General features: G+C 40.2%; 24 protein-coding genes and 3 tRNA genes. 10 read left to right on the forward strand and 17 right to left on the reverse strand.

Annotation, left to right across the window (positions count from 1 at the left end):
- Window positions 1–15: 15 nt before the first annotated feature.
- The 5 genes from JV36_RS19435 to JV36_RS0113200 form a co-directional block, all read right to left on the reverse strand.
- A complete protein-coding gene (locus JV36_RS19435; protein WP_081926622.1) occupies window positions 16–423 on the reverse strand; it encodes a GFA family protein in 408 nt (135 codons plus the stop codon).
- Between the two features lie 9 nt (window positions 424–432).
- Window positions 433–855, reverse strand: coding sequence for a hypothetical protein (locus JV36_RS0113185; protein ID WP_052010165.1), 423 nt, complete (start codon window positions 853–855; stop codon window positions 433–435).
- Between the two features lie 111 nt (window positions 856–966).
- Window positions 967–2196 carry a S41 family peptidase gene (locus tag JV36_RS0113190; RefSeq protein ID WP_052010164.1) on the reverse strand — a complete coding sequence of 410 codons (1230 nt, stop codon included), beginning with the start codon at window positions 2194–2196 and terminating at the stop codon, window positions 967–969.
- Window positions 2186–3346, reverse strand: coding sequence for a serine hydrolase domain-containing protein (locus JV36_RS0113195; protein WP_032096046.1), 1161 nt, complete (start codon window positions 3344–3346; stop codon window positions 2186–2188). The genes JV36_RS0113190 and JV36_RS0113195 overlap by 11 nt, the downstream gene beginning before the upstream one ends.
- Before the next feature lie 59 nt (window positions 3347–3405).
- Complete coding sequence (locus JV36_RS0113200) at window positions 3406–4275, reverse strand: NmrA family NAD(P)-binding protein (RefSeq protein ID WP_032096045.1); 870 nt, start codon at window positions 4273–4275, stop codon at window positions 3406–3408.
- Window positions 4276–4608: 333 nt separating this feature from the next.
- Between JV36_RS0113200 and JV36_RS0113205 the strand changes: the two genes are divergently transcribed.
- The gene (locus tag JV36_RS0113205; protein ID WP_032096044.1) at window positions 4609–5283 is read left to right on the forward strand and encodes a hypothetical protein; all 675 of its coding nucleotides are present in this window, start codon (window positions 4609–4611) and stop codon (window positions 5281–5283) included.
- Between the two features lies 1 nt (window position 5284).
- On the opposite strand, the gene JV36_RS0113210 is transcribed toward JV36_RS0113205, so the two are convergent.
- The 3 genes from JV36_RS0113210 to JV36_RS0113220 all read right to left on the reverse strand — a co-directional run bounded on the left by JV36_RS0113210 (window position 5285) and on the right by JV36_RS0113220 (window position 8332).
- Window positions 5285–6316: an alpha/beta fold hydrolase gene (locus tag JV36_RS0113210; protein WP_032096043.1), complete on the reverse strand. Its 1032-nt coding sequence runs from the start codon at window positions 6314–6316 to the stop codon at window positions 5285–5287.
- A 107-nt stretch (window positions 6317–6423) separates the two neighbouring features.
- The gene (locus JV36_RS0113215) at window positions 6424–7650 is read right to left on the reverse strand and encodes a sensor histidine kinase (protein WP_032096042.1); all 1227 of its coding nucleotides are present in this window, start codon (window positions 7648–7650) and stop codon (window positions 6424–6426) included.
- Window positions 7643–8332 (reverse strand): response regulator transcription factor, encoded by a 690-nt coding sequence (locus tag JV36_RS0113220; RefSeq protein WP_032096041.1) that lies wholly within the window; start codon window positions 8330–8332, stop codon window positions 7643–7645. The genes JV36_RS0113215 and JV36_RS0113220 overlap by 8 nt, the downstream gene beginning before the upstream one ends.
- Window positions 8333–8524: 192 nt before the next feature.
- Between JV36_RS0113220 and JV36_RS0113225 the strand changes: the two genes are divergently transcribed.
- From JV36_RS0113225 to JV36_RS0113235, 3 genes are all read left to right on the forward strand, one after another.
- Window positions 8525–9562: a S41 family peptidase gene (locus JV36_RS0113225; RefSeq protein WP_160173357.1), complete on the forward strand. Its 1038-nt coding sequence runs from the start codon at window positions 8525–8527 to the stop codon at window positions 9560–9562.
- Window positions 9563–9641: 79 nt separating this feature from the next.
- Entirely contained in the window at window positions 9642–10706 is a 1065-nt protein-coding gene (locus JV36_RS0113230; RefSeq protein WP_032096040.1) for a type 1 glutamine amidotransferase domain-containing protein, read from the forward strand.
- A gap of 123 nt (window positions 10707–10829) precedes the next feature.
- Window positions 10830–11987, forward strand: a complete 1158-nt coding sequence (locus JV36_RS0113235; protein ID WP_032096039.1) for an aspartyl protease family protein — start codon at window positions 10830–10832, stop codon at window positions 11985–11987.
- A 191-nt stretch (window positions 11988–12178) separates the two neighbouring features.
- On the opposite strand, the gene JV36_RS0113240 is transcribed toward JV36_RS0113235, so the two are convergent.
- Window positions 12179–12760, reverse strand: coding sequence for a hypothetical protein (locus JV36_RS0113240; protein ID WP_032096038.1), 582 nt, complete (start codon window positions 12758–12760; stop codon window positions 12179–12181).
- Window positions 12761–13004: 244 nt separating this feature from the next.
- Window positions 13005–14216 carry a sensor histidine kinase gene (locus JV36_RS0113245; RefSeq protein WP_032096037.1) on the reverse strand — a complete coding sequence of 404 codons (1212 nt, stop codon included), beginning with the start codon at window positions 14214–14216 and terminating at the stop codon, window positions 13005–13007.
- 216 nt (window positions 14217–14432) lie between these two features.
- Here JV36_RS0113245 and JV36_RS0113250 point away from each other — a divergent pair, with 216 nt between their 5' ends.
- Both JV36_RS0113250 and JV36_RS20055 read left to right on the forward strand, forming a co-directional pair.
- The gene (locus JV36_RS0113250) at window positions 14433–15602 is read left to right on the forward strand and encodes a serine hydrolase domain-containing protein (protein ID WP_032096036.1); all 1170 of its coding nucleotides are present in this window, start codon (window positions 14433–14435) and stop codon (window positions 15600–15602) included.
- A gap of 3 nt (window positions 15603–15605) precedes the next feature.
- Complete coding sequence (locus JV36_RS20055) at window positions 15606–15698, forward strand: DUF1499 domain-containing protein (protein ID WP_081926626.1); 93 nt, start codon at window positions 15606–15608, stop codon at window positions 15696–15698.
- Window positions 15699–15732: 34 nt separating this feature from the next.
- Here the strand turns inward: JV36_RS20055 and nei are convergent, their stop codons facing one another.
- A complete protein-coding gene (gene nei, locus JV36_RS0113255) occupies window positions 15733–16557 on the reverse strand; it encodes an endonuclease VIII (protein WP_032096035.1) in 825 nt (274 codons plus the stop codon).
- A gap of 344 nt (window positions 16558–16901) precedes the next feature.
- Window positions 16902–17813, reverse strand: coding sequence for an NAD-dependent DNA ligase (locus JV36_RS0113260; protein ID WP_032096034.1), 912 nt, complete (start codon window positions 17811–17813; stop codon window positions 16902–16904).
- A 339-nt stretch (window positions 17814–18152) separates the two neighbouring features.
- Between JV36_RS0113260 and JV36_RS0113270 the strand changes: the two genes are divergently transcribed.
- The 4 genes from JV36_RS0113270 (at window position 18153) to JV36_RS0113285 (ending at window position 22151) form a co-directional block, all read left to right on the forward strand.
- Window positions 18153–19604: a KAP family P-loop NTPase fold protein gene (locus JV36_RS0113270; protein WP_052010162.1), complete on the forward strand. Its 1452-nt coding sequence runs from the start codon at window positions 18153–18155 to the stop codon at window positions 19602–19604.
- 40 nt (window positions 19605–19644) lie between these two features.
- A complete protein-coding gene (locus JV36_RS0113275) occupies window positions 19645–20676 on the forward strand; it encodes a DUF2806 domain-containing protein (RefSeq protein WP_032096032.1) in 1032 nt (343 codons plus the stop codon).
- 127 nt (window positions 20677–20803) lie between these two features.
- The gene (locus JV36_RS0113280) at window positions 20804–21385 is read left to right on the forward strand and encodes a recombinase family protein (RefSeq protein ID WP_032096031.1); all 582 of its coding nucleotides are present in this window, start codon (window positions 20804–20806) and stop codon (window positions 21383–21385) included.
- On the forward strand, window positions 21378–22151 hold the full coding sequence (locus tag JV36_RS0113285; protein WP_032096030.1) for a hypothetical protein: 774 nt from the start codon (window positions 21378–21380) through the stop codon (window positions 22149–22151). The genes JV36_RS0113280 and JV36_RS0113285 overlap by 8 nt, the downstream gene beginning before the upstream one ends.
- A gap of 351 nt (window positions 22152–22502) precedes the next feature.
- Here JV36_RS0113285 and JV36_RS0113290 read toward each other — a convergent pair whose 3' ends face one another.
- From JV36_RS0113290 to JV36_RS0113310, 5 genes are all read right to left on the reverse strand, one after another.
- On the reverse strand, window positions 22503–24260 hold the full coding sequence (locus JV36_RS0113290) for a site-specific integrase (protein WP_032096029.1): 1758 nt from the start codon (window positions 24258–24260) through the stop codon (window positions 22503–22505).
- A gap of 95 nt (window positions 24261–24355) precedes the next feature.
- A tRNA-Ser gene (locus tag JV36_RS0113295) sits at window positions 24356–24445 on the reverse strand.
- Between the two features lie 126 nt (window positions 24446–24571).
- Window positions 24572–25627 (reverse strand): quinolinate synthase NadA, encoded by a 1056-nt coding sequence (gene nadA / locus JV36_RS0113300; protein ID WP_032096028.1) that lies wholly within the window; start codon window positions 25625–25627, stop codon window positions 24572–24574.
- Window positions 25628–26082: 455 nt separating this feature from the next.
- Window positions 26083–26158: transfer RNA gene (locus JV36_RS0113305), tRNA-Lys, on the reverse strand.
- Between the two features lie 54 nt (window positions 26159–26212).
- Window positions 26213–26288: transfer RNA gene (locus JV36_RS0113310), tRNA-Lys, on the reverse strand.

Raw genomic sequence — 26288 nt, forward strand, 5'->3', positions numbered from 1 at the left:
TTCCTCTCACTTTTCTTATGTTTGAGGAGGAAGTTCGGCAAACTGAGGGAGTGAATCCAAAATCTTATACCAATCAGGTTTTGAAGATACATACATATGTGCCTGCGGCAATAATTTCGGACTCTTGTTCAGCGCACCATACCGTATGTGCACCATCCCCGAGGACGACTTTACGCCATAAAGCATAGAGCCACAGTGACTACAAAAACAAGAAGTCGTTTCGTTGCTTCGATAAAATCGCTTAATGTATTCGCCCCCTTTTGTAATAGACATTTTTTCTTTTTGGATACCACCAACAACCGTGCCCGCACCACCTGAAGACTTTCTACACATCGAACAATGGCAGTAACCTGCATATAAAAACTCCCCATGAAGGCAAAATTCAACTCTTTTGCAGAGGCAGCTCCCAGTATTTATAGTCATTTTCTTTTCCTAAATCATCCGTGATAAGCTCAAGAGCTTATCTTGGTTTTCTTTGTCTAGATTCTTAAGTATTATCTGAGCTTGCGTGTCAACTATTACGCATGCGTTATTGAACAACTCTTCTCCGGCCGCAGTAATCTTTATTAGACTCATCCTTATATCCGATTCATTTATATCCTTAAACACAAGTCCCGTTTTTTCCATTGGCTTTAACAATCTAGCCAGTTTGAAGCCCGATGTTGATAGCGCTTTAGCAAGATCAATTTGCCTAAGCATTTGATTTTCTCCGTTAGTTAGGCTTAGCAAGACCATGTACTCGTTAAAACATATTCCATGGATTGCGCCTAAGCTATTATCTAAACGTTCAGTGATTGTTGCTGCATTCAACAACAAGCTTTTTACAATCGCTCCAGAGCCTGATTTCTGAATCATCAATTAGTTGTCTCCATATATTCTTGTATAGACCGGCGTTAATGAAAAACACGCTTGTTGAGAAAATCCCCCCGTGTGTGCTGGTGATATAAATGATGCTTATTAGTCATACTAATAGAGCATGTCGATAACATTCGACAACACATTGTCTTCACCTTTAGCGTAGTAAGCCCAATCTTGTTCTATCTGTATATCCGGCACCACGCCAACTGTTGACGTCTCTTGTATGCGGAACATTCGTTTTGAATAAGTAATACGAAGATTGGAACTGGGTAAAACAAAATACCCCATATCTTGGTATCCTGTGGGGTTTGAGCCGGTCGGCATACCGACTATTTTTGCGTTTAGCAACTGTCGGAAGAGTGCGGCGTTGCTTGTAGCAGCAGAAAACGTGACAGGGCTAGTTAAAACGTATACCCCTTGAGTCCAATCTACATTGTCAATAAGGTTAAGCGCGTTGGCTAAAACTAAACCCACATAAAGGTCACCGCCCCCATTATTTCTCAAATCAATGATGATTTGTTCGCTTTGATTCTGATCCATGAACAAAAGTAAACCTTCAACAAATAGAAGCATCTCCTCAAATTTGGGGTAGCTGTCAAACCGAATGTATGTTGCTTTCTTGTCTTTTACAGTCGTATACCACAGATAATCAAAGTCAGTGTCTTTCGGCCTTACAACCGAATTACTTGAAACATCTAACCGCTTATATTTGAGCTGCGTTGACTGAGTTGCAGACAAAGTATTTAAGGTTAACCTTGTTGATTTACCGTCGTCAGTCAGGAAACTAAACTCAGCCTCTCGAGGCGATCGGGTAATTTTCAATTCAAAAAGTAGCTCACCTATCGGTATGTAGCTTGCGGTGCGGATAATTTCAGAATAAGGGTTTTCAACATATTGAGCCACACTAGCAATTTTTGCCTCAATATCAGATATGCTCTTTCCATCAATACTTTCTAGCGTAGCGCCAAGTATATTACTTTGAGCATTTGGTACCTTTGTTACGCGCCAGTGCTTACCTATTTTCTTAACCTTTATTGGGTATAAATTTGTCTCCCAATTCGCGATAGATACTGCCGTGTGGCCATCACCAATTTTTCGAGTGAGTCGCATAAGTCTCAATGCAATATCCCAATCAGATAATTGGTCTATAGAGCCACGGATGGTATTGAGCTCCTCTAGAAATCTAGTTCTGTCAATCTGATGGTATAAATCAATGTGATATTTCTCTAGTGATTGATGATAAAGCATCAAGTCTGATTGCCACTGTTCGGTACGTGTTTCTTGTGCGAATACGACGTTACTGAACAAAACCAACAATATAGTCAATTTATTCTTCACTTTTCATACTCCTGCGTATGTGATTTAAAATTTCAATAGGAGCATCAATAGACAGGGCCGCTTGGTCAATTTGATTGAATGACCCTGATACATAAACATCTAACTCAGGACAGAAAAACATGAATGAAGATGTACTGCCTGTATGGCCCACAAGATTCAAGTTGCTTTCAGAGGACAGCCGCTCTTTAACATTTACTTTTCGTAAGCCAAACCCATAGTAGATTCCTTTACTCTCAGGTATCCATTGTTGCATCATTGCTAACGTGTCAAGTGACAATAACTGATGAGAATGCAGTGCAAATTGGAACTTATTGAGATCCTCTGCGGTTGAGGCTATTCCCCCTCCTGCCCAATCTAAACTTAAACTCTTAAACGTCGAGAGTTCTGTATTACCAGCGTAAAGTTCCATCATTTTTCCAGAAACCAAACTAGCTTCAACGCGTAAATGCATGTATGTGTTTTTCATACCCAGTGGGGCAAAAATATGTTTTTCAAAAAAATCATGTAACTGCAATCCGCTTATTTGCTGAACTATTAACCCTAATAAGATATATCCAGTATCGCTGTAGTGAAAACTTGTTCCAGGTATAAAGTGCGGCTTCATGTTCATTTTTGAAATATTCAGCAACTCCTCAGGTGACCAAATTCTTTTTATTTGCGAAAACAATAGTGACATCCCATTGGGTGCACCATCCGTCGTTTTATCCTCAAAATAATTAGGTAGTCCTGAAGTATGTTGAAGTAATTGCTTTATGGTTATTTCACTAGCGTAATTTTTATTTTTATACTGATGTAAACCCGTCAATACTTCTTCAGACAAGTGCATACCAATTCGATCGTTTAAATTCAAATAGCCTTTTTCGTAAAGCAGTAAAACAGCTGTTGCCGTAAATGTTTTACCAACACTTGCCGTGTGAAATGAATTGGTATGTAAAACTTTTTCATTGTTACGAAACTGTCCCGCAACGAAATTCCAGTCAATATTTTTTGAAGGAGAAAAAATAGCAATAGAGGCACTGTATATATCATCTTCCAACAAGTATTTTTCAAACAGTATGTGGATGTCAGATTGAACTGAATTTAAATCACTTGCACCAGCATTAATAGTTAATAACAGCCATAAAAATATAACTTTGGATGTTAACTTCATAACTCCCCCTCATTGCAAAACTGCTAATAATTTTTAAGTTAAAGCTAAAAAATTCAGGCTTAGGTTAATTTTCGAGCATTAACTTTAAAAAAAAGGTAAAGACTTTCAATACCATACTCACGTGTGCACATGTCTTCCCCCATTGCAGTTAGAAAAAACTCATATGGTCCAAAAGTATTTTTTGGAATAAAAAATCGCCCTAGTAAAAGTATAAATTTTCTCAACCAATCGGGATGAGTCTTTATAGAATCAGGCTTTTCCAACGCTAAAAATGCTAACTTCGCGATTTCATAATGGGAGAGTGTTGTTGGGCCACCAATATTAATTGACTCATTCGATTCAAACAGCGAATCACTTTTTAACAGTTTAATCATTTCGCTAGCTAGATCATCGCCTGATATTGGATTGAGTTTTTGCTTGCCGCTTCCGAAAAGATGAACAGTGCCTTTTTCAGCCATCTGCAAAACATCAAGCATATCAGAGTAAAACCCAGTTGGACGTACAACTAAAGATGGAATAGCCGACCGCGTTAGCTTTGCTACGAAATGTTCCTTCGCTTTACACATGGCAACATTTTTAAAAGTCTCACCTTTGAAAACTGATACGTACATAAACTTAAGAACACCAGCCTCTTCGGCTTCCTTCAATATGCGGGCATTGATTTGATAGTCTACCTCTGCGTACGAAAACCCCTCTCTTTGTTTGGTAATTCCTATAGTAGAAATAACCGCACAACAATCGTTAAGCTTTAAACTTTCATGCTCATGTCTATCTAAGTAGAGTAACCGGGTTTCTACATTTTCAAATTGCTGCTCGAAGTTTTCTTTAGTTCGAACATAGGCAACAACTGGTATCCCTCTCTTGACCATTGTTTTAACTATACTTTTCCCTAGATAGCCACTTGCACCAAAAATAGCAATCTTTTTCATTTCACTCTCCCTTTTTGCACAGAAACAGTATTAGCTATAGCTGGTGAATTGAAGGTGAAAAACAGAGAACTACATTAAATAATGAGCGAATATATAGGTAGCTAACTTTGTGACCCTCCCTCAAAAAAGTAGCTACTTTCACTGTGCATTTACCTTTTTATCGCTATTGTCGCGGCAATTTCTGTTACAGGAATATGTAAAACAATGAAAATCAACTAACGGCCTATAAAAAGGTCTGGCAAAAACTCCGTCCACCACGTGTTATTTTGCTAACATTGTGAAAGTAAAAACAACCTCATTAGCTGGTGTAGTATAATTAGTGGCAAACGAAAAATGAGAAAAAAACAGCTTTATGGCGTTTTCGCCTCCTTTATTTGCGCTACAAGCTTTATCCTTGGCTTATGCCTCATATTTATCATTGCGCCCGATTTTAATGATGGCCCCGACCAACGCTTGCGAACGCTTACAAACTTTAGTGGTTTAATGCAGATTTGGTATTTTTTAGTTTATGTTGTGTTTGGAATAAGCGTTTTGACACTCAGCGTTTCACTGCTAGAAAATCAGACTCGAGAGCACAGTGTGCTTCAACAAATTACGATACTCATGAGTTACCTTTGGTCATGCTATATATTCGCAAGCGGCTTTATCGCGATTCTATCGATCGAGTTTTTATTCGGTGAAAATTTTAGTCTGGGAACGGCTACGGTTGATTTATGGCGTGATATATACGCAATTCAAATGGGGTTGGGAGAGGGTTTTGAGTGGGTTGGCGCAATTTGGGTCGTGTTGATTAACACTTGTTTACTTAAGCAGAACAGACTAAGTGGAAAGCTTGTTATCTTTGGCTATTTTATAAGTTTTTTCGGTTTTTTAACTCTCATTCCAAGCCAAAAGGAAATGGGGGCAGTTTTCGGTTTACTGCAGATAGTTTGGTTTATAGTTGTCGGCTTTATGTTGTTGTATGAGAGACGTAAACTACAACAACATAAAACCACCAACATTGACTAGTTTAGAAGTTTTCTTTAACCCAGGTGCTCGCTCTTTCAATAGCTTGAGGATGAGATAGTATGCTCGTGTGGTTTGCATTTTCTATTAACTCAGCAGAGCCTAATACACTGTTTTCACTTATGTAACTTGGGTAAGCGCTAGCTAAAAACACTTCATCTTCTTGCCCTATAATAGCAATCAATGGCTGATGTATATTAAGCAGTGCTTTATCTGTGGTTTGCGGTCTAATAGGCTGAGCTGACATGATTGAAGCATAACTATAAGCCATCATTTGTGGCGGAAAATTAAAATACATAATAGGTAACGAGTCGAAATGATTAATTCCAATAGTGTTTAACATTAATAACCCAATCATTCTCGTCGTATTGAAATAAATTGGCGAGTCCACCGGCACTTCTACACTTGCGTCTCGCTGCGTTGGGCCTTCACCAAAATTAGGTGCAAACAACAGATACCCGTCTACTTCTGGTTTATTGTCTTTCAAGGCGTAACGCATGGCAATTCCCCCTCCCATTGAGTGACCACCAATAATTATATGACGATAAGTACCTTCTGAGGATGCATTAGCTTTTGATTTAAGGTGTAAAAGTATATCCTCTAAATCATCTTCATATTGACCAATGTAAGCGACGTCGAATTTATCTCCTTGTGAAAACCCATGTCCTCTAAGATCGGGTAACAGTACTTGAGCGCCAGTTGCCTCATGCAATTTCCTTGCTGCAGTCAATAATATTTTGTGCGTGGATGCAATTCCATGAAGCAACACGATAACGCGCTGAGAATCAGGCCCAATTTTTTGCAAATAGAGTGACTTACCATCTCTAGCAAGTATTGTTGTATGCTGGCTATTCAGTGCCAATGGTTTGCTTTGATTCGAAATATCAGCATTATCCTGAACAGGGCTGAATGGAAGTTCGGCTGGCCAAAATATTAAGCTGAAACTTATCATTGCATAGACAAGCGAGATGCCAATACAGATAATGCCGCTCTTCAAAGCTTTTTGCGACAGTGTTGCTGTGTTTTTAAATGTCATAACTGCTCCTATTTGAATAAGTGATGATCAAGCGATGAGGCTTAACTACTCATTAGGAGTGTACGTTGGTAAAAGTGAAGTAAAGGTGAAAACTAAAACCAAAAGCTCTAGATAATGGTTGATATAACAACTCTATAAATACCGTTTTCTTGCTCAATAATGACGCTCCAATCCATTTCGTTTACGATACGCTTTACAAGATATTGGCCATGCCCTAAGCCCTGATAAAAAGGACGATCTTGTATTGCTTCCAATGAGTTTTCAAAAATGAGCTTCTGACCTGTAGATCGAATGGACATAGCCTTGCCGTTTCCATGATAGACCCCATTATTCACTAAATTTTGGCACAGCAACCCCAACAATAGCTCATTTCCAGTTACACGCAGCTTGGGGTCAACAGTGATACACGCATCAAAAGAAAAGTCGGGATACAAATGGTAAATCTTCAGTACAGTTTTTTCGATAATCGGTAGCACTTTAAATTCTGTAAACAGTAAATTTTCTTGTCTAGCTAGCGCCAAAAGTATTTCAACCGTTTGTTCAAGTTCATTGGCTGATTGTTTCAATAGCTTCTGTTCTGCAGCACTAACCACTTTTGAATGATTGAGTGTTAAGGTATTTTTAATTAACGTAATGGGAGTGCGTAACTCATGGCTTACGTCGCGAGTAAAATTTCGTTCTCGCTGCAATAATAATTTAATCTTGCCATAAGATTCCTCAAGCGCTTTGGCGAGCTTGCCGATTTCATCAGATCTATCTAAACCAAACATAGATGCCACAGTTGAATTTCTTTCAGAGTTGAGAGCAGTAGGACTACCTCTTTTTTCGACACTTTTAGTCAATTGCTGTATTGGGCGCGAAAGCCATTTAGATAGATACCAAGAGCTCATTAAACATAGAATAAATGCACTTCCAGAAATACTGTAGAGAAACAACGATTTATATCGGCTGAGGTGTTGATTCGCAGAAAAAGAATTTATGTTCATTAGTAGCAATTGAGGGTTTTGCTCAACCGCTAGTACTCTGAAAACAAACCGTTGATCATCTTTTGTTTCAAAGCTTCCACTACCCGCATTGCCAACAGCAGTAACGATGTCATTGGGCACCAACTCCATATTGGTATATAAAACTGCATTTTGTACTGATGGTATCAATAAGGTATCCGTGCTTTCGGTTAAGCGTTGCTCCTCTTGCGCGAGAATAGATTGATAGGCATTAGCTTCGGCGATTTCTATTAATAGCGTTGAGAAACGTATAAAAAAAACACAAATAATTAATGATAAACAAGTAAACGCAACCATTAATCTATTTTGTAAGCTTGTGAACCTAATCATCTATTCCCTTTAATTGATAACCAATGTTACTGATTGTGTGAAGAATAGGTTTTCCCGTTACCTGTTCAGTCGCTTTTCTAAGCGCATAAATGTGTGATTTGAGCGCATTACTTTCAGGCGGTTCATCACCCCAAACGTGCTCTATCAATTCTGAGCGGCTAACAGGATATGGCACTTCACTTAATAGCTTATGTAAAAGCTTGAAGCCCACCTTTGTCACTTTTATACTTTCACTGCTCCAAAATACCTCGAAAGACCTAGTGTCGAGAGATAACGCCCCATGGGAAACAACGGTAGTTTGATGCAGCCCAGCTCTTCTTGACATCGCCTCACATCTCAACGCTAGCTCCCTTAAATCAAAAGGCTTGGTAAGGTAATCATCGGCACCTTTACCGAACCCTTTGACCTTATCCTCAAAAGCATCTCTGGCGGTAAGCATCAATACTGGTACGTTGACGCTGGCATGATTCTTAATTTCTTCGCATACTCGTAACCCGTCAATGTCAGGTAAATTTAAGTCCAAAATGACAACATCAAAAGTGTGCTCTATCGCCAATGATATTCCTAACTTACCAGTAGCCGCGTAATCTACATCCCAGCCATGACCTTCAATAAAATCAATAACTTGATTCGCTATCGCTTGATTATCTTCTACAAGCAGCACGCATAATTTACTCTTCATAGAGCCCACCGTTTACACTCTGCGTAAAAATGAATAAATCAATATTATTCACCCAATATGTTGATGTTAAGTCTACTTACCAAAAGTGATATCAAGGTGAATTTTTTCTTTTATTATATTTCACCCCAAATTTACTTAAGACTACTGATCATTGTTAGTTCATTCAATAAACAAGGTAATAAGATGCATACAATGAAACGTAACATCAGCCGGACGAATATGCTGCGGCTTAAAAACAAGAACATCTGCTGCCACAGAAGTAAAAGCTGCATTATTATGCTTGCTTTACTGTTTCTCATCTTTTCAAAGCAATCTTTTGCCAAAAAGGTCGAAATTGAACCTGTTCAGTTGAACAGCAACATGAAGCTTGAATTAATTGAAGAGCTGAAAAGTAAAATCAACCGCGAATATGTTGAAGTCGAAAAAATAAGATTAATTACTAATGATTTAGAAAAAATAAAATATGACAGCGCGTTCACTAAAATAAAATATCGGCAAGACTTTACAAAGTTTTTAAACAAAGTACTTCAAAAAAGTGACCAACACTTCTCTGTCTCGGTCAGTCCGAAAAGTAGCGATTTACAAAACAAAGAATCATGGTTTGAAAAGTTAGAACGACTTAATTTTGGTTTTGAACGTGTTGAAGTTTCAGAAAAAAATATAGGTTTATTGAGTTTTTGGGGGTTTGCTAATCTGAATGAGGCTTCAAGGGAGGTAATCTCAAATCACATGCAAGCAATTGAAAATGTGGACGGACTTATCATTGATTTAAGAGACAATGGCGGAGGAAGCGCGCAGACAGTGCAACACATATCGAGCTATTTTTTGAAGGGCCGACAGCATCTAAATAGCTTTTACTCCAGAGCAACAGATAATACCGAAGAGTTTTATACAGACCCTGCTATTAACTTTCCTCATTTAACCCAGATTCCAATAGTCATAATTATTGGACCAAAGACTTTTTCAGCTGCTGAAGAATTTGCTTACAACTTCAAACATATGTCACGTGCAATAGTCATTGGAAAACCGAGTAAAGGAGGCGCCAACCCTTGGCGTTATTTCCAACTCCAACATGGGCTGCGCATTGCCGTACCTACAGCAAAAGCAATCAACCCTACTACACAATCAAATTGGGAGGGTGTTGGCGTGCAGCCGCATCTGTATACCGAGCTTAAAGATGCTGAACAGCTTGCCACTGAGTTATTAATGAGAAAGTTGACAAGGCACTGATAGATAAATTACTGCCATAGCAATTGACCTCGAATTTACCCCTCATCCCATAAGCTCTTACTTTTTTTAAGGACGCAGCATGTTAAAAAAGATTGGTCTTATTATATTGACTATTATCATTTTCATATCTAGCTACGTAGTTTGGTTTTTTAGTCTTCTTGGAAACGAATTAAAAACTGACTATAGCAAACAACAACCAGAAGAAATCCGCTACATTTCAAAGGGAGTGAGCGTTAGTCGCGGGCGCATATTAGCCGTGCTAACTAGCGAGGACACATTAGGAGCGACGGGTAAGAGCACAGGTTATGAACTTACTGAGCTTGCGCGAGCGTTTTACGTTTTCCAAGCAAATGGGTTCGAAGTTGACATAGCCAGTGTCGACGGTGGTGACCCCCCTATGGTGGTTGACGCAGATGACATGGGTAAGTTTGACTATGCTTTTTTGAATGACAAAAAAGCTATGCAAAAAGTAAAAAATTCTTTTGAAATTGAAAAAATAGACTTAGCACATTATGACGCCATATATTTTGTTGGTGGCAAGGGAGCAATGTTCGACTTTTCAACTAATACAAGCATCAAAGCAGCAGTATCTTACTTTTGGCAATCGAATAAGGTTATTGCTGCTGTATGTCACGGACCAGCAGCATTCATTGATGTTGTTTCCGATACAGGTGAGTATTTTGTTGAAAACAAGCAAGTTTCCGCTTTCACAAATTCCGAAGAGTTATTTTTAATTCCAGATGCTAAAAATATTTTTCCCTTTTTATTAGAAACAAAATTAAGTGAGCAAGGCGCCACTTTTATAGCGGGTGAAAATTATCTAAATCAAGTCAGTATTCATGACAATCTAGTTACTGGACAAAACCCTTGGTCTGTTTGGGAAGTTGCTGAAGCGACAGTCAAAGTCTTAGGTTATGAGCCATTGCCTAGAATAAAAACACCAGAAGAAAATAGTATTCAGATTTTGAAAGTTTTCGTTGATCAAGGCTATGACAGTGCTCAGAGACTAATAAGCGAAATTAACCAAGACTCAACTGCAAATATAAGCAGGCTGACCATTGCAACTCACGCTCTTGTCGCTGGTATCAAAGGAGAGCCTTATAAATCCTTTCGCTTAATGATGCTGTTAAACAAAGTTGAGTGATACCTGCCCTTTATCCCAATAAAATTAGGACCAAATATGAATATTTTTTTTAAGCTATCCATCTTAACAATTATCTTTTGCATTAGCTTATCCGGTTGCTCTGTCATTAACAGCGTGAGAATAATGAACGCAAACAATGACATTAAGCCGATCTGGAAAACGGCAAAACCGAAAAAACAAACACTGGCAGCTCATTATATTGGTGAAAAGCCGTATATTAAATTGAAAGTAGATAAGCAACAGGAACTACTGTTCCTAATAGATACTGGTGCCTCATTCACCATGCTTTTTGATACACCCAATACTTCAAAGATTGAATTTGAAAAAGGTTATTCTCTCTCAGTTGGGGGGTGGGGCGAAGGCGCTAACACTCCAGCTTATCAAACCCAACTTTCTAGAATCGAGATAAACGATGTTTCATTCGAAAACGTTAACGTAGCGTATATCCCAATAAGTACTAGTCAATATTACTTAAGAGAAGACGAGGCTATCTTTGATGGCGTTATTGGGCATGACCTACTGAAGCACTTTGTGTGGACTTTTGACAAAAGAAGTCAAACTATTTCATTGTCGGCCAAATCAAGCGCTATCCAAGAAAAAGACGTTGTTCTGCCGTTTAAAACCTCACTTTCAAAAATTAGTATACCAAGTACGGTTTATTTCAACGAGCAAGACAGCGTTAGCAGGAGCATTGTGATAGATACAGGTAGTAGACACTATATGAAGATGAATACAGCCTACGCTGATAAGAATAATATCAAACTGCCACCCACTTCAATTAGCGCTGCAGACTTCGGTTTGAGCGGCAAAGCACCACACCGCAGGGTAACGCTACCCGCTTTGAAGTTAGGAGACCTTAAGTTAAGCAGAATCAAAACTAACATCATAGAGAGCGATGATGAGGACGATTGGTGGATATTAGGTAGCGCATTGCTGAACCAATTTATTACTATCATCGATTATCCAAATAGACAATTTATTATACGCCCGTATTCAGATGTAGAATTTAAAACTCAGTACAACTTAGCTGGTCTTGACCTTAGAAAGTTGCGAGGGGGAAAGCTTATGGTTCGTTACGTCTATCCTCAACTACCGGGAGAAGCTGCTGCTATTGAAGCGGGTGATGTAGTGACCACAATAAATGATAAGCACACTGAGTCAATTTCAGAGGAAGATTGGCTTTTATTGGCAAGTGAACCTGGTAACTTTACATTATGCTTTGAAAACGGCGGATGTAAGAATTTTCAAACAAGAGATATAGAAGGGTACTCACGTCCTTAACTTCGCTTCTTAGCATTGCGGTTGTGATTGAAATTTTCACAACCGCCACCATACCAAAAATCCATAGCAATTCTTATAAATCAAAAAAGTGAAGTGACACCCAATAGTTGGAATATCCAATTACCGAGGGGCACTTCACTTCATTTAAAGAGGTCGGGCTCTGTCGCATTATTGCAGATGTGACTGCTAAATTAAAATTCGTATCTAACACTCATATTTACGATTTCTTGATCAGAGTACTTAGTATATTCAATTCCCGCTAAGCACCCCCAAAGATCGTATAAAGCACCAAGCCTATAGGCTTTTTGATCGGCGTCACCGTCCCAATTTTGCACTTCTAAGCCACCAAACACTTCTAAGTCTGCGGTTAACTGGTAGCGAACGTTTGTTGCTGCACTAAAGAAGTCTGTGTCGGCACTTGCAGAATCGTTATCACGGGTTCCCGTCATATCAAAGTTACCTAAACCCAGCCTGTAATCAAGTGTCATTTTGGGTGAAATATTATGGATATAGCCAAGCGATAACTGTCGTTGTAAGACATCAAGCTTGAACCCATCTTGAGAATCTGAAGAATCGATATGCTTGTATTCAGCAAAAAAGCCATACCCTATCTCAGCACTTGCTCTGAGTTCATAGCCAGTTAGGTCAAATGATTCAATATCCGATATTTCTGACTTCACATAACCTGCTTGCAAGAAGCTATAAGAGGGTTGAGCAGCATTTGCGATACTGCAAAACGATAAGCATAAAGTTGGAATAATAAGTTTATACATGTTGGTCCTTTATTGGTTTTTTTAAACTACCTAAATGCTAGCGTCTTGTTGGTGAACTGAAGGTGAAAGCAACATGGATATAACTGTATGAATCGTTATGCACAGCTGAAGGAAAATGAAATGGTTAGCAATAACGCCGATTGTCCTTAACGGCTAGCGACGTAACGCTGGTACTCCTCTTCTATATGGTAGTTAATGGCGCAAGCAAAAGTGGTGTTCTGAATAGGTTTCCGGCCGAGGTGTGCTAGGTTTTTGCTGTATGAATTTCTGCAATATAACGCGTACCTTTTTTCTCAAGGTTCAGGGTCCAGTGCATAGCGTTGGCAATTCTTTCTACTAAATACTGGCCATGCCCAAGCCCTTGATAATCAGGCCTTTCATGTTCACCAATGTTGTTTTCAAAGATTAACGTACTGCCCTTATTATAAATCGACAAACTGCCATCACCACTATGATAATAGGCGTTGTTGACCAAGTTTTGACACATAAGAAGCACTAAGTATGGATTGCCTATCACCTTAAATTGCTCGTCAAGCGACAGTTTTGCATCAAATGTCACGTTTAAGTTGGCTTTGTACAAGGTCAATACGCTACGTTCCAAAATGGGCAGGACGCGTATTTCTTTTAATATAAGGTTTTCGTCCCGTGCTAAAGCTAATAATACTTCTACTGTTTTCTCTAAGTCTTCTGAAACCTGAGTAAGTAACACTTTGTCGTTTTCAGTAAAAAGTGAATCGGCACGCAAAGCGAGGGAGTTTTTTAGCAGCGTAATGGGCGTTCTAAGTTCATGACTGACGTCTCGCGTAAAGTTTTTCTCACGGGCCAATAATAGAGAAATGCGCTCGAAAGCAGCAGAAAAGGCAAAATTAAGTTTGCCAATTTCGTCATTACGCGACTGTGACAAAGTAGCGTTAAATTTTGCCCCGACTTCATGAGCGAGCACATTTTCAGTGAGTTGCTTTATTGGCTTTGCGATACGCTGAGAAAGCGCATAGGCAATTGCAGTTGATCCCAACATTACTAAAGTAGTTACACCAAGCACAAACCAAAACATCACCGAGCTTACGTGGGTTATTACCTGAATGTCTGTACCATCTATTGTTAACCAAAGGTCTGAGTTGTCGCCAAGCAAATAGCGCTCAATGTGTATGTTTCGGCCGTTAACTGAAAACTCTTTTTCAAATTTGTTTTGTTCATAACCACGTTTGATAGCCAGTGGAAACTCAGACTCTCTCGTGTACAGCTTAATATAATCCAATCGAGGCTCAATTATGTGACCGTTTTTGTCGAAATATTGTTGAATATATTTTGCTTCTTCATGCATCACTTGTTTAACCACATCGTCTTCAGTGATGGCGGCAAACAACCATGTAATACATGCAAATATCACACATATTGCAGCTGATAGGCTACCAAATGTGATAAAAACTCGGCGACTAATTGAGGTTGATGACATGTTTATTACTCAATTGATTAAAACCTTACAAGGTAGTGTTGTTATATATCAAAAACCACAATTACACTTCAGCGTTTGTGAATGCAATAGACGACGCTAGCAGCGATCAGTTCAACAAAAAGCTTGGTTTCCAATGTTCGTTCACCCCTATTTCACTTTGAAGATTTTACTATTTGCTCGTTACGAAACGGTACATTACCTACGAGGATATAAAGTATGATAAACATTAAGGTGTTTCAAAAAACGATGTTAGCCAGTGTCGTGTGTTTAGGTCTAGCCGCTTGCGGTTCAAGTGGCGATTCAAACTCGTCGATTATACCAACACCACAGCCTGCACCAAGTGGCAATTATCAGGACATGTTACAAGCGGCAGTAGATTCAGGGGTACCTGGAGTAATAATGGCAATAGAAAGCCCCGAAATAAACTTTATCGGTGCAGCAGGAGTTGCAGACCTTGACACACTGGAACCTATGCAAACGTATCATCAAATGCCAACAGGTAGTTCAGGTAAAAAAGCCACTGCTCTATTAGTGGCTATGCTCCACGAAGAGGGCATGCTGGATATGGACAACCCAATATCAACGTGGCTACCCAGTACTATTTTGTCCCGCATTGAGAATAGTGAGAGCATGACCCTTCGCCAGTTACTCAATCACACTGCTGGGGTTTGGGATTACTTAGATGACGGCAGTTCAGACGAATGGTTTGAAGCCATTATTGACGATCCATCATCTGTAAAAACCGATATCTTTGCTTTGCAGTTTGCACTTGATCAAACGGCGTACTTCGCTCCCGGTGAGGCATTCAACTATTCTAATACCGGCTATTTACTAGCAGGTTTAATTCTTGATGAAGTACTAGGCGAGCACCATCACAACGCTATGCGTGAACGCTTATTTGTAGGCTTGGGTATGAATAATACTTATTACAATGGACTTGAGAAAGATAAGGGCAGTATTATTTCTGGATACACTGAATTTGATGATGAAATTGAAAACACCAAATTTGTATATGAAAATATTGGTGTAGCCGATGCACCTTTAGTGTCTACAGTTGAGGATATGTCACTGTTATTACGTGCTATAGTTAGTGATGACTCACACCTAGATAACGCAATAACTGAACACTTATTTGCCAATGACCGTCTTGTTCAGGTTAATAGCGAAACGCAGTACGGCCTTGGGATATTTTATCAAAATATCAATGGCAAGGACGTATATCACCATGGTGGCGGTGACCCTGGTTATATCACTGAAAACTATTATGTGGCGGACAGCGATCTCACATTAACCGTATTCTTTAACTGCAGTGGCTATGAAGCCTGTCAAGCTCCAGCCGCAGACCTTATGAATAAAGTACTTCAAACTATTTTCGAAGATAACTAGAAAATTAACTTTAGGTCGGCATCAGGGCTTGGGTTGTCCGACCTAGGTGTAAATAAAGCGCGAATGGAAAAGGTTACTGCGTTGTTTGTTAAGTAATACCTTTTCCGTTTTTTTAGATAGGATAATTCAACTAAATTAATGGCTGACAGCTTTTACACCAATATATTCGGCGTCCATTCCGCTGCGCTTTAATTATTGGAGTAACACACTCTCTACAAGGAAGTTCCTCGCGATTGAACACCATAAACCGAACGCTTTCATAGCTTCCCTTGGTTTTTGCAAGCGCGGTGGCCATACTCGTTGGCACTGTATGCCCTCTTGTTTTATACGCTCGCTTACCTACCGCTATCGTTTGTTTGGCAAGGGCCTCTATTTGCTCTGAGGTTAACTGCTTAGGTTTGTAGTCAGGATGCACGCCTGCAGCAAACAGTATTTCACTTCGCAAATAGTTACCAATACCCGCTACAAAATGCTGATCGAGATACAGCGCGCTTAAACTGCGATTACAGAAGCGCGCTGAAAGAAGTCGTTTACTGAGGGTTTGCCACTTTAAATTCTTCTGAAGTATGTCTGGACCAATCTTTGTCAAAAATGGATGGGCGAGAAGCTCTTCAGGTTGATAAATACCAATATCTGACGCACTATAAAGCAATGCGCTCTTTTCCTTGGTGTGAAGCGCTAATCGCAAGGAGCGCTTCGTAGCGGGTAACTCCCCCCTTTTTGCGGTCATCCAAACGCCATAAAGTTGATTATGAGAGTAAACCGAAAGCTGATTATCAAAATGAATAAGCATCGCCTTTCCTCTCGTCTCAACCTGCTCAACCCGTCGGCCTTTTAGCTTGGCAGCGCCTCGAGTTAGGTGAGGCAAGCCAACCTCTATATCTTCTATCTGCTGACCTTCAATAACCTTAGCAATTTTATCCGCAGCAAGACGAATTTCCGGACCCTCTGGCATTTCACTAAATCCTTATGCGGATAACAATAAAACTAATAGTACTAAGATTTTACGTTTGAATTCTGTGAAGGGATTTTTATTTTTTTTAGTTGTTTATAAACCAAAGTTGTTCAGACACAAAAAAGCCCCGTTCTTTTCAAAGAAACGGGGCTTTTTTGCTAATTTGGCGGAGAGAGAGGGATTCGAACCCTCGTAAATGCGAGACCAAAATTAAAACCATATAAATCAATGTTTTGAGAATAACATTCAATTACACTTTGTACTAGAGATTTGTACTAAACAATACACTTTACCCACTAATTAATATGCTAATAGGGTTATACTTTGCTTCACCTTAACAATGCTTATTCCGTATAGCTACTAACTAGTTCATTCCATGATTCTTCATTGATTATCTCAGTTTTTGCTCCCTCTACTCTATTTGACAGTACCGCCTCAACTTTTCTACCGTAACTACTAAACTTCCAATCTCTACTAGCTAGTGAGCCTAGTACCAATACGTCGAGCTTCTTGTTAACACTTTTAGAAATTTCAGCTCCAAGCTGGATAGCCCGTTCGTGTTGCTTGTTACGTGAACCACTAACAAAAGCCCCCGTGAAACAAACACGTACCCCCTTTAAATCTATGCATTTAGTGGAACACGTAGAGAAATCTGCGGATAAACCATAAGCTAAGCCCGTCTCCATAAGGTTTTGGCCAGATACGGCTTTAACCAGATTAAGTAAGTCAGTACGCTCCTCTTCATCAATTATTCCGTCAGCTAAAATTTCATCTAACCTTAGTTTTAAAGCATTTCCTGGCCACCCTTCAGTCAGAGCGTCGTTAGACTCAAGCATCTCATTCAATGCTTCAATCTCTACATCATTCAGGTTTTCATCTGCACTAATACCACTTAGAAAGCCTAATAGCTGATTTACTAGTGCGTCAACGTTGTCGCCGCCTATACCACCATACTCAAGTATGTCGTCTAGCATACTTATTAGGTCTACCTTTTCCTCCTCCGTAATCACAGAGTCTTCTAGTATGTCATCTATTTGCTCGTGAATATCAATGAAATCTCCATCCTTAAAATTGAATGCATCATTGCTTTTCCAAGCTCTCAAGAATACCTCTTCAGTCTTGTTAAGATCCTTATCGCAGTCGATACCCTCGATGATTCCTTTGAGCGTCAGGACTGCTTTAGCCTTATTTCGTTTATAGCTAATGCCAATGTTTATTGGTTGGCCATTTAGATCAAGTGTTTCTCTAGGGTTCATATTAATAATCCTTATCAATGATACTGGTAGTAAGAATGACTACCCTTTTTTCAAAAAAACTATTTCTATTTTACACTTAGGGGAATGTGATATCGAATAAATTAAGGTAGTATCGTTGGTATTCTTTTCTAGTGATGAATATCCAAAACCAGTCTAAATTAAATACCTTTGAACGTTATTGCGAGTCAGAGCATTGGCCTATTGAAAGGCTTTCCAGAGAGTGCTCAAACGACAATATCAAGCGAATGGGTGATGTTAAAGTAACAAAGCTGGGCAGCGCTACCAGCTTAACAGCAGTTGGTAAACCCTACCTATTTTAAGGTCTACAAGGAAGTAAATATGTTTGAAAGCTGGAAACGCACACACACATGGGAGACTTGTAAACTCAATAGAGGAAAGTTTGGCTCTTTTTTATCTCATTTTGTTAGAGAATCTGAGAGTATAGTACTCAACTTAGACGCTCCTTGGGGAGCTGGAAAGACTGAATTTCTAAAGCGTCTATATGTTGATCTAGATTCACACTCTCACCCTGTAATTTATATAAATGCTTGGGAGAGTGACTTCTCAAAAAATCCTTTATCAGTGATTACTTCTGAATTACTTACCCAACTTTCTCAGTCTTTTATTAACGAAGATCCAGATTTTAAAGAAAAGCTATACCCTCTTTTTGGCAAAGCCCTCAAGTATAGTTCTTTAGCAGTCAATCTTCTTAAGTATTCAGGCGAGACTGACACGGCTCAATCTGTTGAAGAAGCAGCCGCAATTGCTAGCACTATTCCTCAGACGGTTGAGAGTATATGTGACATAAATACTTCCAATAGAGAGTTGATGGTCTCTATTCAGGGTGCTCATCAGGCACAGATAAAAGCTATGAAAGAAGTAAAGGAACAGCTTAGTGCACTCGTGGCTATGAGTGAGATTTTGGAATCAAAAAAACTCCCCGTCGTTGTGCTAGTCGATGAGCTTGATAGATGTCGGCCTAATTATGCAATAGAGTTTTTAGAGGTCATTAAGCACTTTTTTGAAGCCAATAACTTCGTATTTATCTGTGCATCTGATACTAAACAACTCTCTGAATCTATCAAAACTATTTATGGAAACAGCTTTGATTCAAGTCATTATTTAAGAAGATTTTTTGGAAGAAAGGTCTTGTTACCACCACCTGACATACATCACTATCTAGCTGAAATTGGAATCCCTGAGCCAATAGAAAACTCCACTTTAAGCTTAACGCCTGACCTTGATGGACTTGGAGAGTTAGACATTATTTTTTCAGAAATACTCCTCGATATATATCAAAATAGTAGTTATAAACTCGAATTGCGAGATATAGACCAGATATTAACGAAATATAGAGCATGCCTTTCCTCAGCGAGTTGTGCTGACACAAAAGTGTATTTAAACGCAGTCGTTTTATTTTATTCAATCGCAGAGGAGCACGTAGGCAAACCTTATACGTTTGATAAAAGTGGCGTTTCAGTTAAATCTAAAGTGACGATTGAAGGAAAGCCTGTGTCAAATTTTATCAATGTGCAATTTTCACTTTGCTCCGTTGTAGAAACAGAGTCTGTAAAGTGGCAAAACGGGCGAATAAAGGATGTGACCTACTTGTCTCCTATAAGAGTTCTAAGGGGTTTCACTTATATACCAGATGGATACAATAACGCCAGTTGCAGAGCATTATGCAAGTCTTATTCTAAAAGCCTCTTGCACTGGGAAGAGCAAGATGCAAAGTATTATTTAAAAGAAGACATCCGGAATCTTGTCGAATTAGCCTCTTATATAGAGTAATTGTTACGTATCCGTCTGGAACAGTTATAGGGATATACTTATGTACGAATTTTTGAACGACCTTACTAACCTACCAAAAGGGTTTAGAAAACTATTGCGCGAACTAGTTACAAAACCCGTCGCTGTTCTCTATGAACCAACGAAGCACTCAAGGTTAGAAGCAGCAAAAGCTGAGGCTGAAAGAAGAAGGCTCTTGTCTGAAGCTCAAACGAAACGCGATATCATATCTATTGAAAATGGTAATCTTAAGTATGAGGATACCGTAGACAAATCACTTGTCCTCTCTGCAGATAATACTGCACCACACCTTTCCTCTAACATACGAAGCGAGCCATTTATTGACATGGACGTTTTCGCTGAATTGTGCAAACAAGAAGATGATCTCAAAAAGCTAAATGAACAAATTAATAAGGCAGAGTGCCTAAAAATAGCTGAAGAGGAGCTAACAAGTACTCCTGACCATCAAATATCAGACGAGGGAGTGAATACGGATTGGTTTAATGAGTGGCTAGAAAATTCAGAGAAAGTTACAACGGAAGAGACGAGATATATATGGGGCAGAATTTTAGCTGGGGAGATTAAAAAACCGGGTAGCTATTCAGTAAGAACTTTAAACGTATTGAAACACCTCTCAATGGATGAAGCTTTGATATTTCAAAGATTGGTCAGCGTTACCTCTCAAAACTTTTGCTTCCGGCCAGTCATTACTGGCTTGCTCTCGCACTACATTGCTCCGCATGAAATCATGCTGATGGAAGAGGCTGGACTTCTAGACAACACTAGCGACAACGCCAGAACGTTAACTCTACAAAATAATTCTAAAGACTCTTTTAAATCTGCATTTAAGATGGGAGATAAGGTACTAGAATTATCCAGTGAGACTATGAGGCCCCCCCCAACCTACTCGATTTTCAAGCTAACTTCTGCTGGGGAACAATTACTACCATTCGCATTCGTCGAGTTTAACAATGACTATATCGAAAAGTGCAGAGAATATTTCACTCAACAAGGCTTTACAGTTCGAGTGGCTCAAATCGAGAAAGAGGAAGGCTCGCAGTTTTTTTATAAATAAAGTGTATTCAATAGGTATACCCATACGAGCATAGTCAAAACCGCCCTCAAATGTACCTTTATGACTTGATTTTTATTTATGGGTACTTTACCCTCCGCCACCTCTTAGAATCAAACAGGTACAGGAAGTGGCTGACTTAGCTTACATCAGGGTCTCTACTACGGACCAAAACACAGACCGTCAGTTGTCAGACTCTGAGCTCTCTTTCAAGAAGCAATTCATTGACCGCTGTAGTGGTGGTACTACCAACCGTCCAGCACTAGAAGACCTCAAGGAATATGCCAGAGAGGGAGATACTATTCATGTTCATAGCATTGATAGACTCGCTAGAAACCTTGTAGACCTCAAGACACTCGTAACCCAATGGAACTCAGAGGGAATTAACGTAAAGTTTCATAGAGAGGCTTTGTGCTTCAATGCTGGTGGGTCTGATGCCATGTCTGACTTAATGCTAAGCATGTTAGGAGCTGTTGCCCAGTTTGAGCTATCAATGATTCAAGAGAGACGTCAGGAAGGCATAGAGAAAGCCAAGCAAGCTGGTAAGTATCGTGGGCGTCCAGTTAATCAATCTAACCACCAGCGCATACACACACTGCGCTCAGAGGGCGTATCGCTTCGTAAGATTGCCAATGAGGTAGGTGTGTCATTATCAACAGTACAACGGGCTCTAGCGGCCTCAGATAAGTTTCAAGTGACCATCCATGAGTAAAGCAGTAACACCAAGAAAATGCAGTGAATGTGGCAAACGTCGAATGCCAGCTAAACGGTCAAACGGAAAGGCCAGTACTAAGTGTAAAGAATGCTTTGGAGGTCAGTTTTGGCTGTCTGAATTTGGCCGCTGGTTTGCTGAGGCTGCGAAAAGGCAGTCACCTGCTAGTATGCCTATTGATGAGAATGATATTAAAGGTATCCATGCCCTTTGGAAGGAGCGTAAGGAAGCTACAGGGTTCACCAAAGGCGATGGCCAGTTAAAGCCAGTCTATGAGTACCACATTAGTCATAGGGACCCAGCTAAGGGAAATGGCTTTCAAGGCCGTTTTACTACTGCGAACCTAATTATAGCCACCGCTAAAGCCAACAAAATGGCTTACAACGATGAGCCAATAGATCATGGGTTTAGGGTTTACACTGATAAGAAACCCTTTGGCACGGCTGCGAAAGTAAGAGAGTGGTGTGGGGGGCAGTATGACTTAACTGGGATCGTGAGGGAATTAGGGCTAAAGAAGTACGTATCTAAGAAAAAGACCAATGCTGATATTAACCCAGACTTTTTACCACAAGGAAAACCACCACAGACAATGCTGGAACAACAACTAAGAAGGTTCAAGGGAGGCAGCACTGATCCGTGGAGACATACAATAAGCAACGCTAACGACTCGTTCACATCAGCCCTAGTCTATGGTATTGGCCTTGGTAGTGGTGAACTCGATGAGTCTTATGAGGGAAGAAAGGAGCGTCGAGAAGAAGACTTTTAGTTTACGTCAGGGGTCACACCGTTGCCACGAAAAACACTTCAAGACCCTCTATGAATCCCATATATGGCAAGGGATGCGGAGGTTTCTTTGGGGCCCTAGTGCGCACGACTTGACGATACAGGTCCCTTTGTATCAAACCACAGAAAGACAGCGTATTTAGCCGTACCCCTAAAAAAACTAAATACCATCGACCCATATTGACCTTTACGGTTATCAATACTTGTTAATAGGATGTACTGAAAATTTGAGCAAACGATAACAACGCTTTTTTGTAGAGTCATGGAACGACGCAATCGATACTAAAGAGGTCTACTCCAGCCCCTCCCCCCTAAGTATCAATGTAGAGGAACGTCAATAAAGTCTAACAAGACTTAGTCTAGGGAGCCTGTCGATGGCTTCCTTTTTTGTCTCAAGCGGGACTGTTCCGTAACGAGCTCCCTCAGATTTTGCTGAATGACCTGTTATAGCATCACTTACACTATCTGATACATTTAGAGTACGCATATCTGTCTTGAAAGCATGCCTGAAAGCATGAGCAGGTTGACTTATTGATACTCCTTTTGATTTAACCTTTGAACTCCACCACTTACTAAATGCGACTGAGTTTTTACCATAAGTTCCTACGGGGATATCTGGGAAAAGTCGCCCTCTATGTCTATCAACATAATCTAAAAAGCCTAATTCTAAAATATGCTCAGCTATTGGAATATGTCTCAGAGAAGAATCAGTCTTCACACTCTGACCTTCACCTCTACGGATATTTAGATAGTGTATGCCCTGCTCACTACAACTTACATCAGAATGATCTAACTGGGCTATCTCCGCCAAACGAGCGCCTGTATACCTGCAAAGCAGAGGAACCCAATAGCAGGCTAAACCGTATTTGTGACTGAACCTTGGGTCTGTAAATACTTCATCAGAAAACAGTTTTGTGAAGTCTTTAGGTGTGTACCCTCTGCCTTTGTCGTCTACCTCGGTCCTCTTCTGAGTATTTTTAACAGATACCCCAAAAGTAGGATTAAACGAAATGAGGCCCAACTCGACAGCGTAAGTAAATACTGGAGATATCTGCTTTATCGCATTGGTCACTGTATTGGAAGATAACAGGTTTAACGAATTGCTTGAGGCGTACTCAATCTGCTCAGAAATAGTCATGCGCTTTATCTGACGGGTTCTGCTCTTGGGGAGTTGTAGCAACGTATCCCTAAACTGAGCTATATGGCTTTTCTTGATAGTAGCGATATCCATATCACCCAAAATTGACACAAATCGCTCTACCTTTGACTTGGTTTCATCTAACGTCTTAAGTCTCGATTGATTATTCTTGTGCTGAAGCTCGTCAGAAGCTCTCCAACGCTCATAAACGTTAGATATAGAGTCTTTAGGGCCTACTAAAGTCATTGATAATGTAGTACTCCCAGAGTCCGTAGAGAGCGGTTCATTGGACAATGACATGTCTCTGGGTTCATCATTCCATTTACCCCTATAACGACTTAAGCAAAGCTTTTCCAAGTCCACTAAATGACTATAAAAAGCCTTCGCTAAATTGATATATGAAATGCTTGAACGAGGTATAGACAACCCATTTAATTTAAGCTGTGGGTCAATTAGGTGGGCGAGCTCCTGAGCAAAACCTTGCAACTCTGAATTAGATGCACGCAATATTTCTGAGCCTTGTAACGACAGCGTATCAGAGAGCCCAAACCAGTGAGCATACACCTCAAGGTTTCTATAATCCTTTTGTGATGAGTCCCATACTAAGCCTTCGTTTCTTTGATTGTGGTACACAAGGAAATCATCGTATGAATCTGTTTTTTGGACTTTTTCACGAGCAGATACATACCAGCGATTCGCTATTATCTGGCAATCGCGCAAGCTTAATTCGTGATTATTTTCTCCCCTAAGCGTTAACTCTGCAAAATCCAGTTGCTGATCTATGTCAGCGAGTAACGGGATGATTCGTTTTTTAGCTTCACGGAGGTCTTTTGTTCGCAGTGACTGCTTAAATTCAGTCTTACCTATCACTGAGGTGAGATGTTTGGGCACACCTTTTCTGAGGTAATAAGTGCCTGAACTTGGATGCTTAAACGGAGAACTCATTATACTCATTTGTACCAACCTTTTGTACCAGTTGGTCCGCAAAGTCGATTCTCTAAACCCTAGAAACAGCAAGGCCCTGCGTCATGCAAGGCCTCGATGCTATTTGGCGGAGAGAGAGGGATTCGAACCCTCGTTAGGTTTAACCCTAAACACACTTTCCAGGCGTGCGCCTTCAGCCACTCAGCCACCTCTCCAAATTTTTTATCAAGAACGTTTCGTTAATGAAATTCCTTGAGCGCGCGTATAGTAGGTAAACCCACAGCTATTATCAAGAACTTGCTTAAAATAAGTATGCAAGTGCTTATAAAACAGACTATTTACTACAGGCCGCCCTTTGCTTTCAATTCAGCTGAAAATTGTAGCATGCGATCAAGTGGGATAAGCGCGTCAGTGCGAAGTGAATCATCGACAAATATTTCGTGCCCATCACTACCCTCGGTTAACGACGCCTTAATCGCCTCTAACCCGTTCATTGCCATCCATGGGCAGTGAGCACAACTTTTGCACGTAGCGCCGTTACCGCCCGTTGGAGCCTCTATAAACGTCTTATTTGGCTCTAGTTGCTGCATCTTGTAGAAAATACCTTTATCGGTAGCAACAATAAAGGTGTCATTGTCCATTTCTTGCGATGCTTTAATCAGCTGACTTGTAGAACCAACTGCATCCGCCATGTCTACAACACTGGCTGGCGACTCTGGATGTACTAACACTGCGGCGTTGGGATAAAGGGCTTTCATATCACCAAGTTTTTGTGAAGAAAACTCGTCGTGAACAATACACTCACCCTGCCACATTAGCATGTCGGCACCGGTTTGCTTGGCAATGTATGCGCCTAGGTGTCTGTCTGGGCCCCAAATTATCTTTTTGCCCTGACTGTCGAGATGCTCTACGATTTCCAAAGCAATACTCGATGTCACTACCCAGTCGGCACGTGCTTTCACAGCAGCAGAGGTGTTGGCGTACACAACAACTGTGTGATCTGGATGCTGGTCGCAAAACTCACTGAATTCTTTTGCTGGACAACCAATATCTAATGAACACGTTGCCTCTAGGGTTGGCATGCGCACTGTTTTTTCAGGGCTGAGTATTTTAGCCGTTTCGCCCATAAAGCGAACGCCAGCTACAATCAGAGTTTGTTCTTCTGCGTCACGCCCAAATCTCGCCATTTCTAACGAGTCGGCAACACAACCCCCCGTTTCTTCAGCTAATGCCTGAATTTCGTGGTCGGTGTAGTAATGGGCTACAAGCACGGCGTTACGCGCCTTAAGTAAGGCTTTTATTTCTGCCTTTAACTCGGCTTTACGTGCTTCTGATAATGGCTGTGGTTTTGCTGGGAACGGGTAATCCACCTGCTCCACACGAAATGCTACTGACATTTACCTACATCTCAATTGCGACAAGGGTCGCGATTATACCCAAGTGTCATAAAAATTACACACTACATGATCAACAATAGCGTAATAAAAGGTCTTAACGTTGTAAGCTGTCGGCTATTAACGTCTGATACTCATCGCGGGAGTAGCGAATGTTTCAAAATGGCTACTAAAGTACCTGCAAAACTGCTCATAAGACTGCTCATAAGACTGCTCATAAGACTGCTCATAATAATCGATACTAGGATCGGAAATTGTGAGATCAAAGAGTCAGTAATAAAGAATGTTTGAAGCGCCCACGCTAGAAGCGATTAGGACAGCAGTTGATATCATATTAGTGCGCTATAACTTAGCTAGGGATGTGTGGCAATGTGCTTAAAAAAAATTGATTCTCTTGGATAAGGATATCTGAGATTTGAATTCTTACGTGGGAGTTTTTAATTAGTCTAGGAAAAGGATGGTGGGTCGTGCTGGATTCGAACCAGCGACCAATTGATTAAAAGTCAACTGCTCTACCAACTGAGCTAACGACCCATCCAATGACACGAGATATATTTCACGAGAAATATAGTATAGCAGCTTAAATGATGGTGGGTCGTGCTGGATTCGAACCAGCGACCAATTGATTAAAAGTCAACTGCTCTACCAACTGAGCTAACGACCC

Origin of the sequence: Alteromonas sp. LOR, assembly GCF_000753865.1 — a bacterium.
Classification (GTDB): Bacteria; Pseudomonadota; Gammaproteobacteria; order Enterobacterales; family Alteromonadaceae; genus Alteromonas.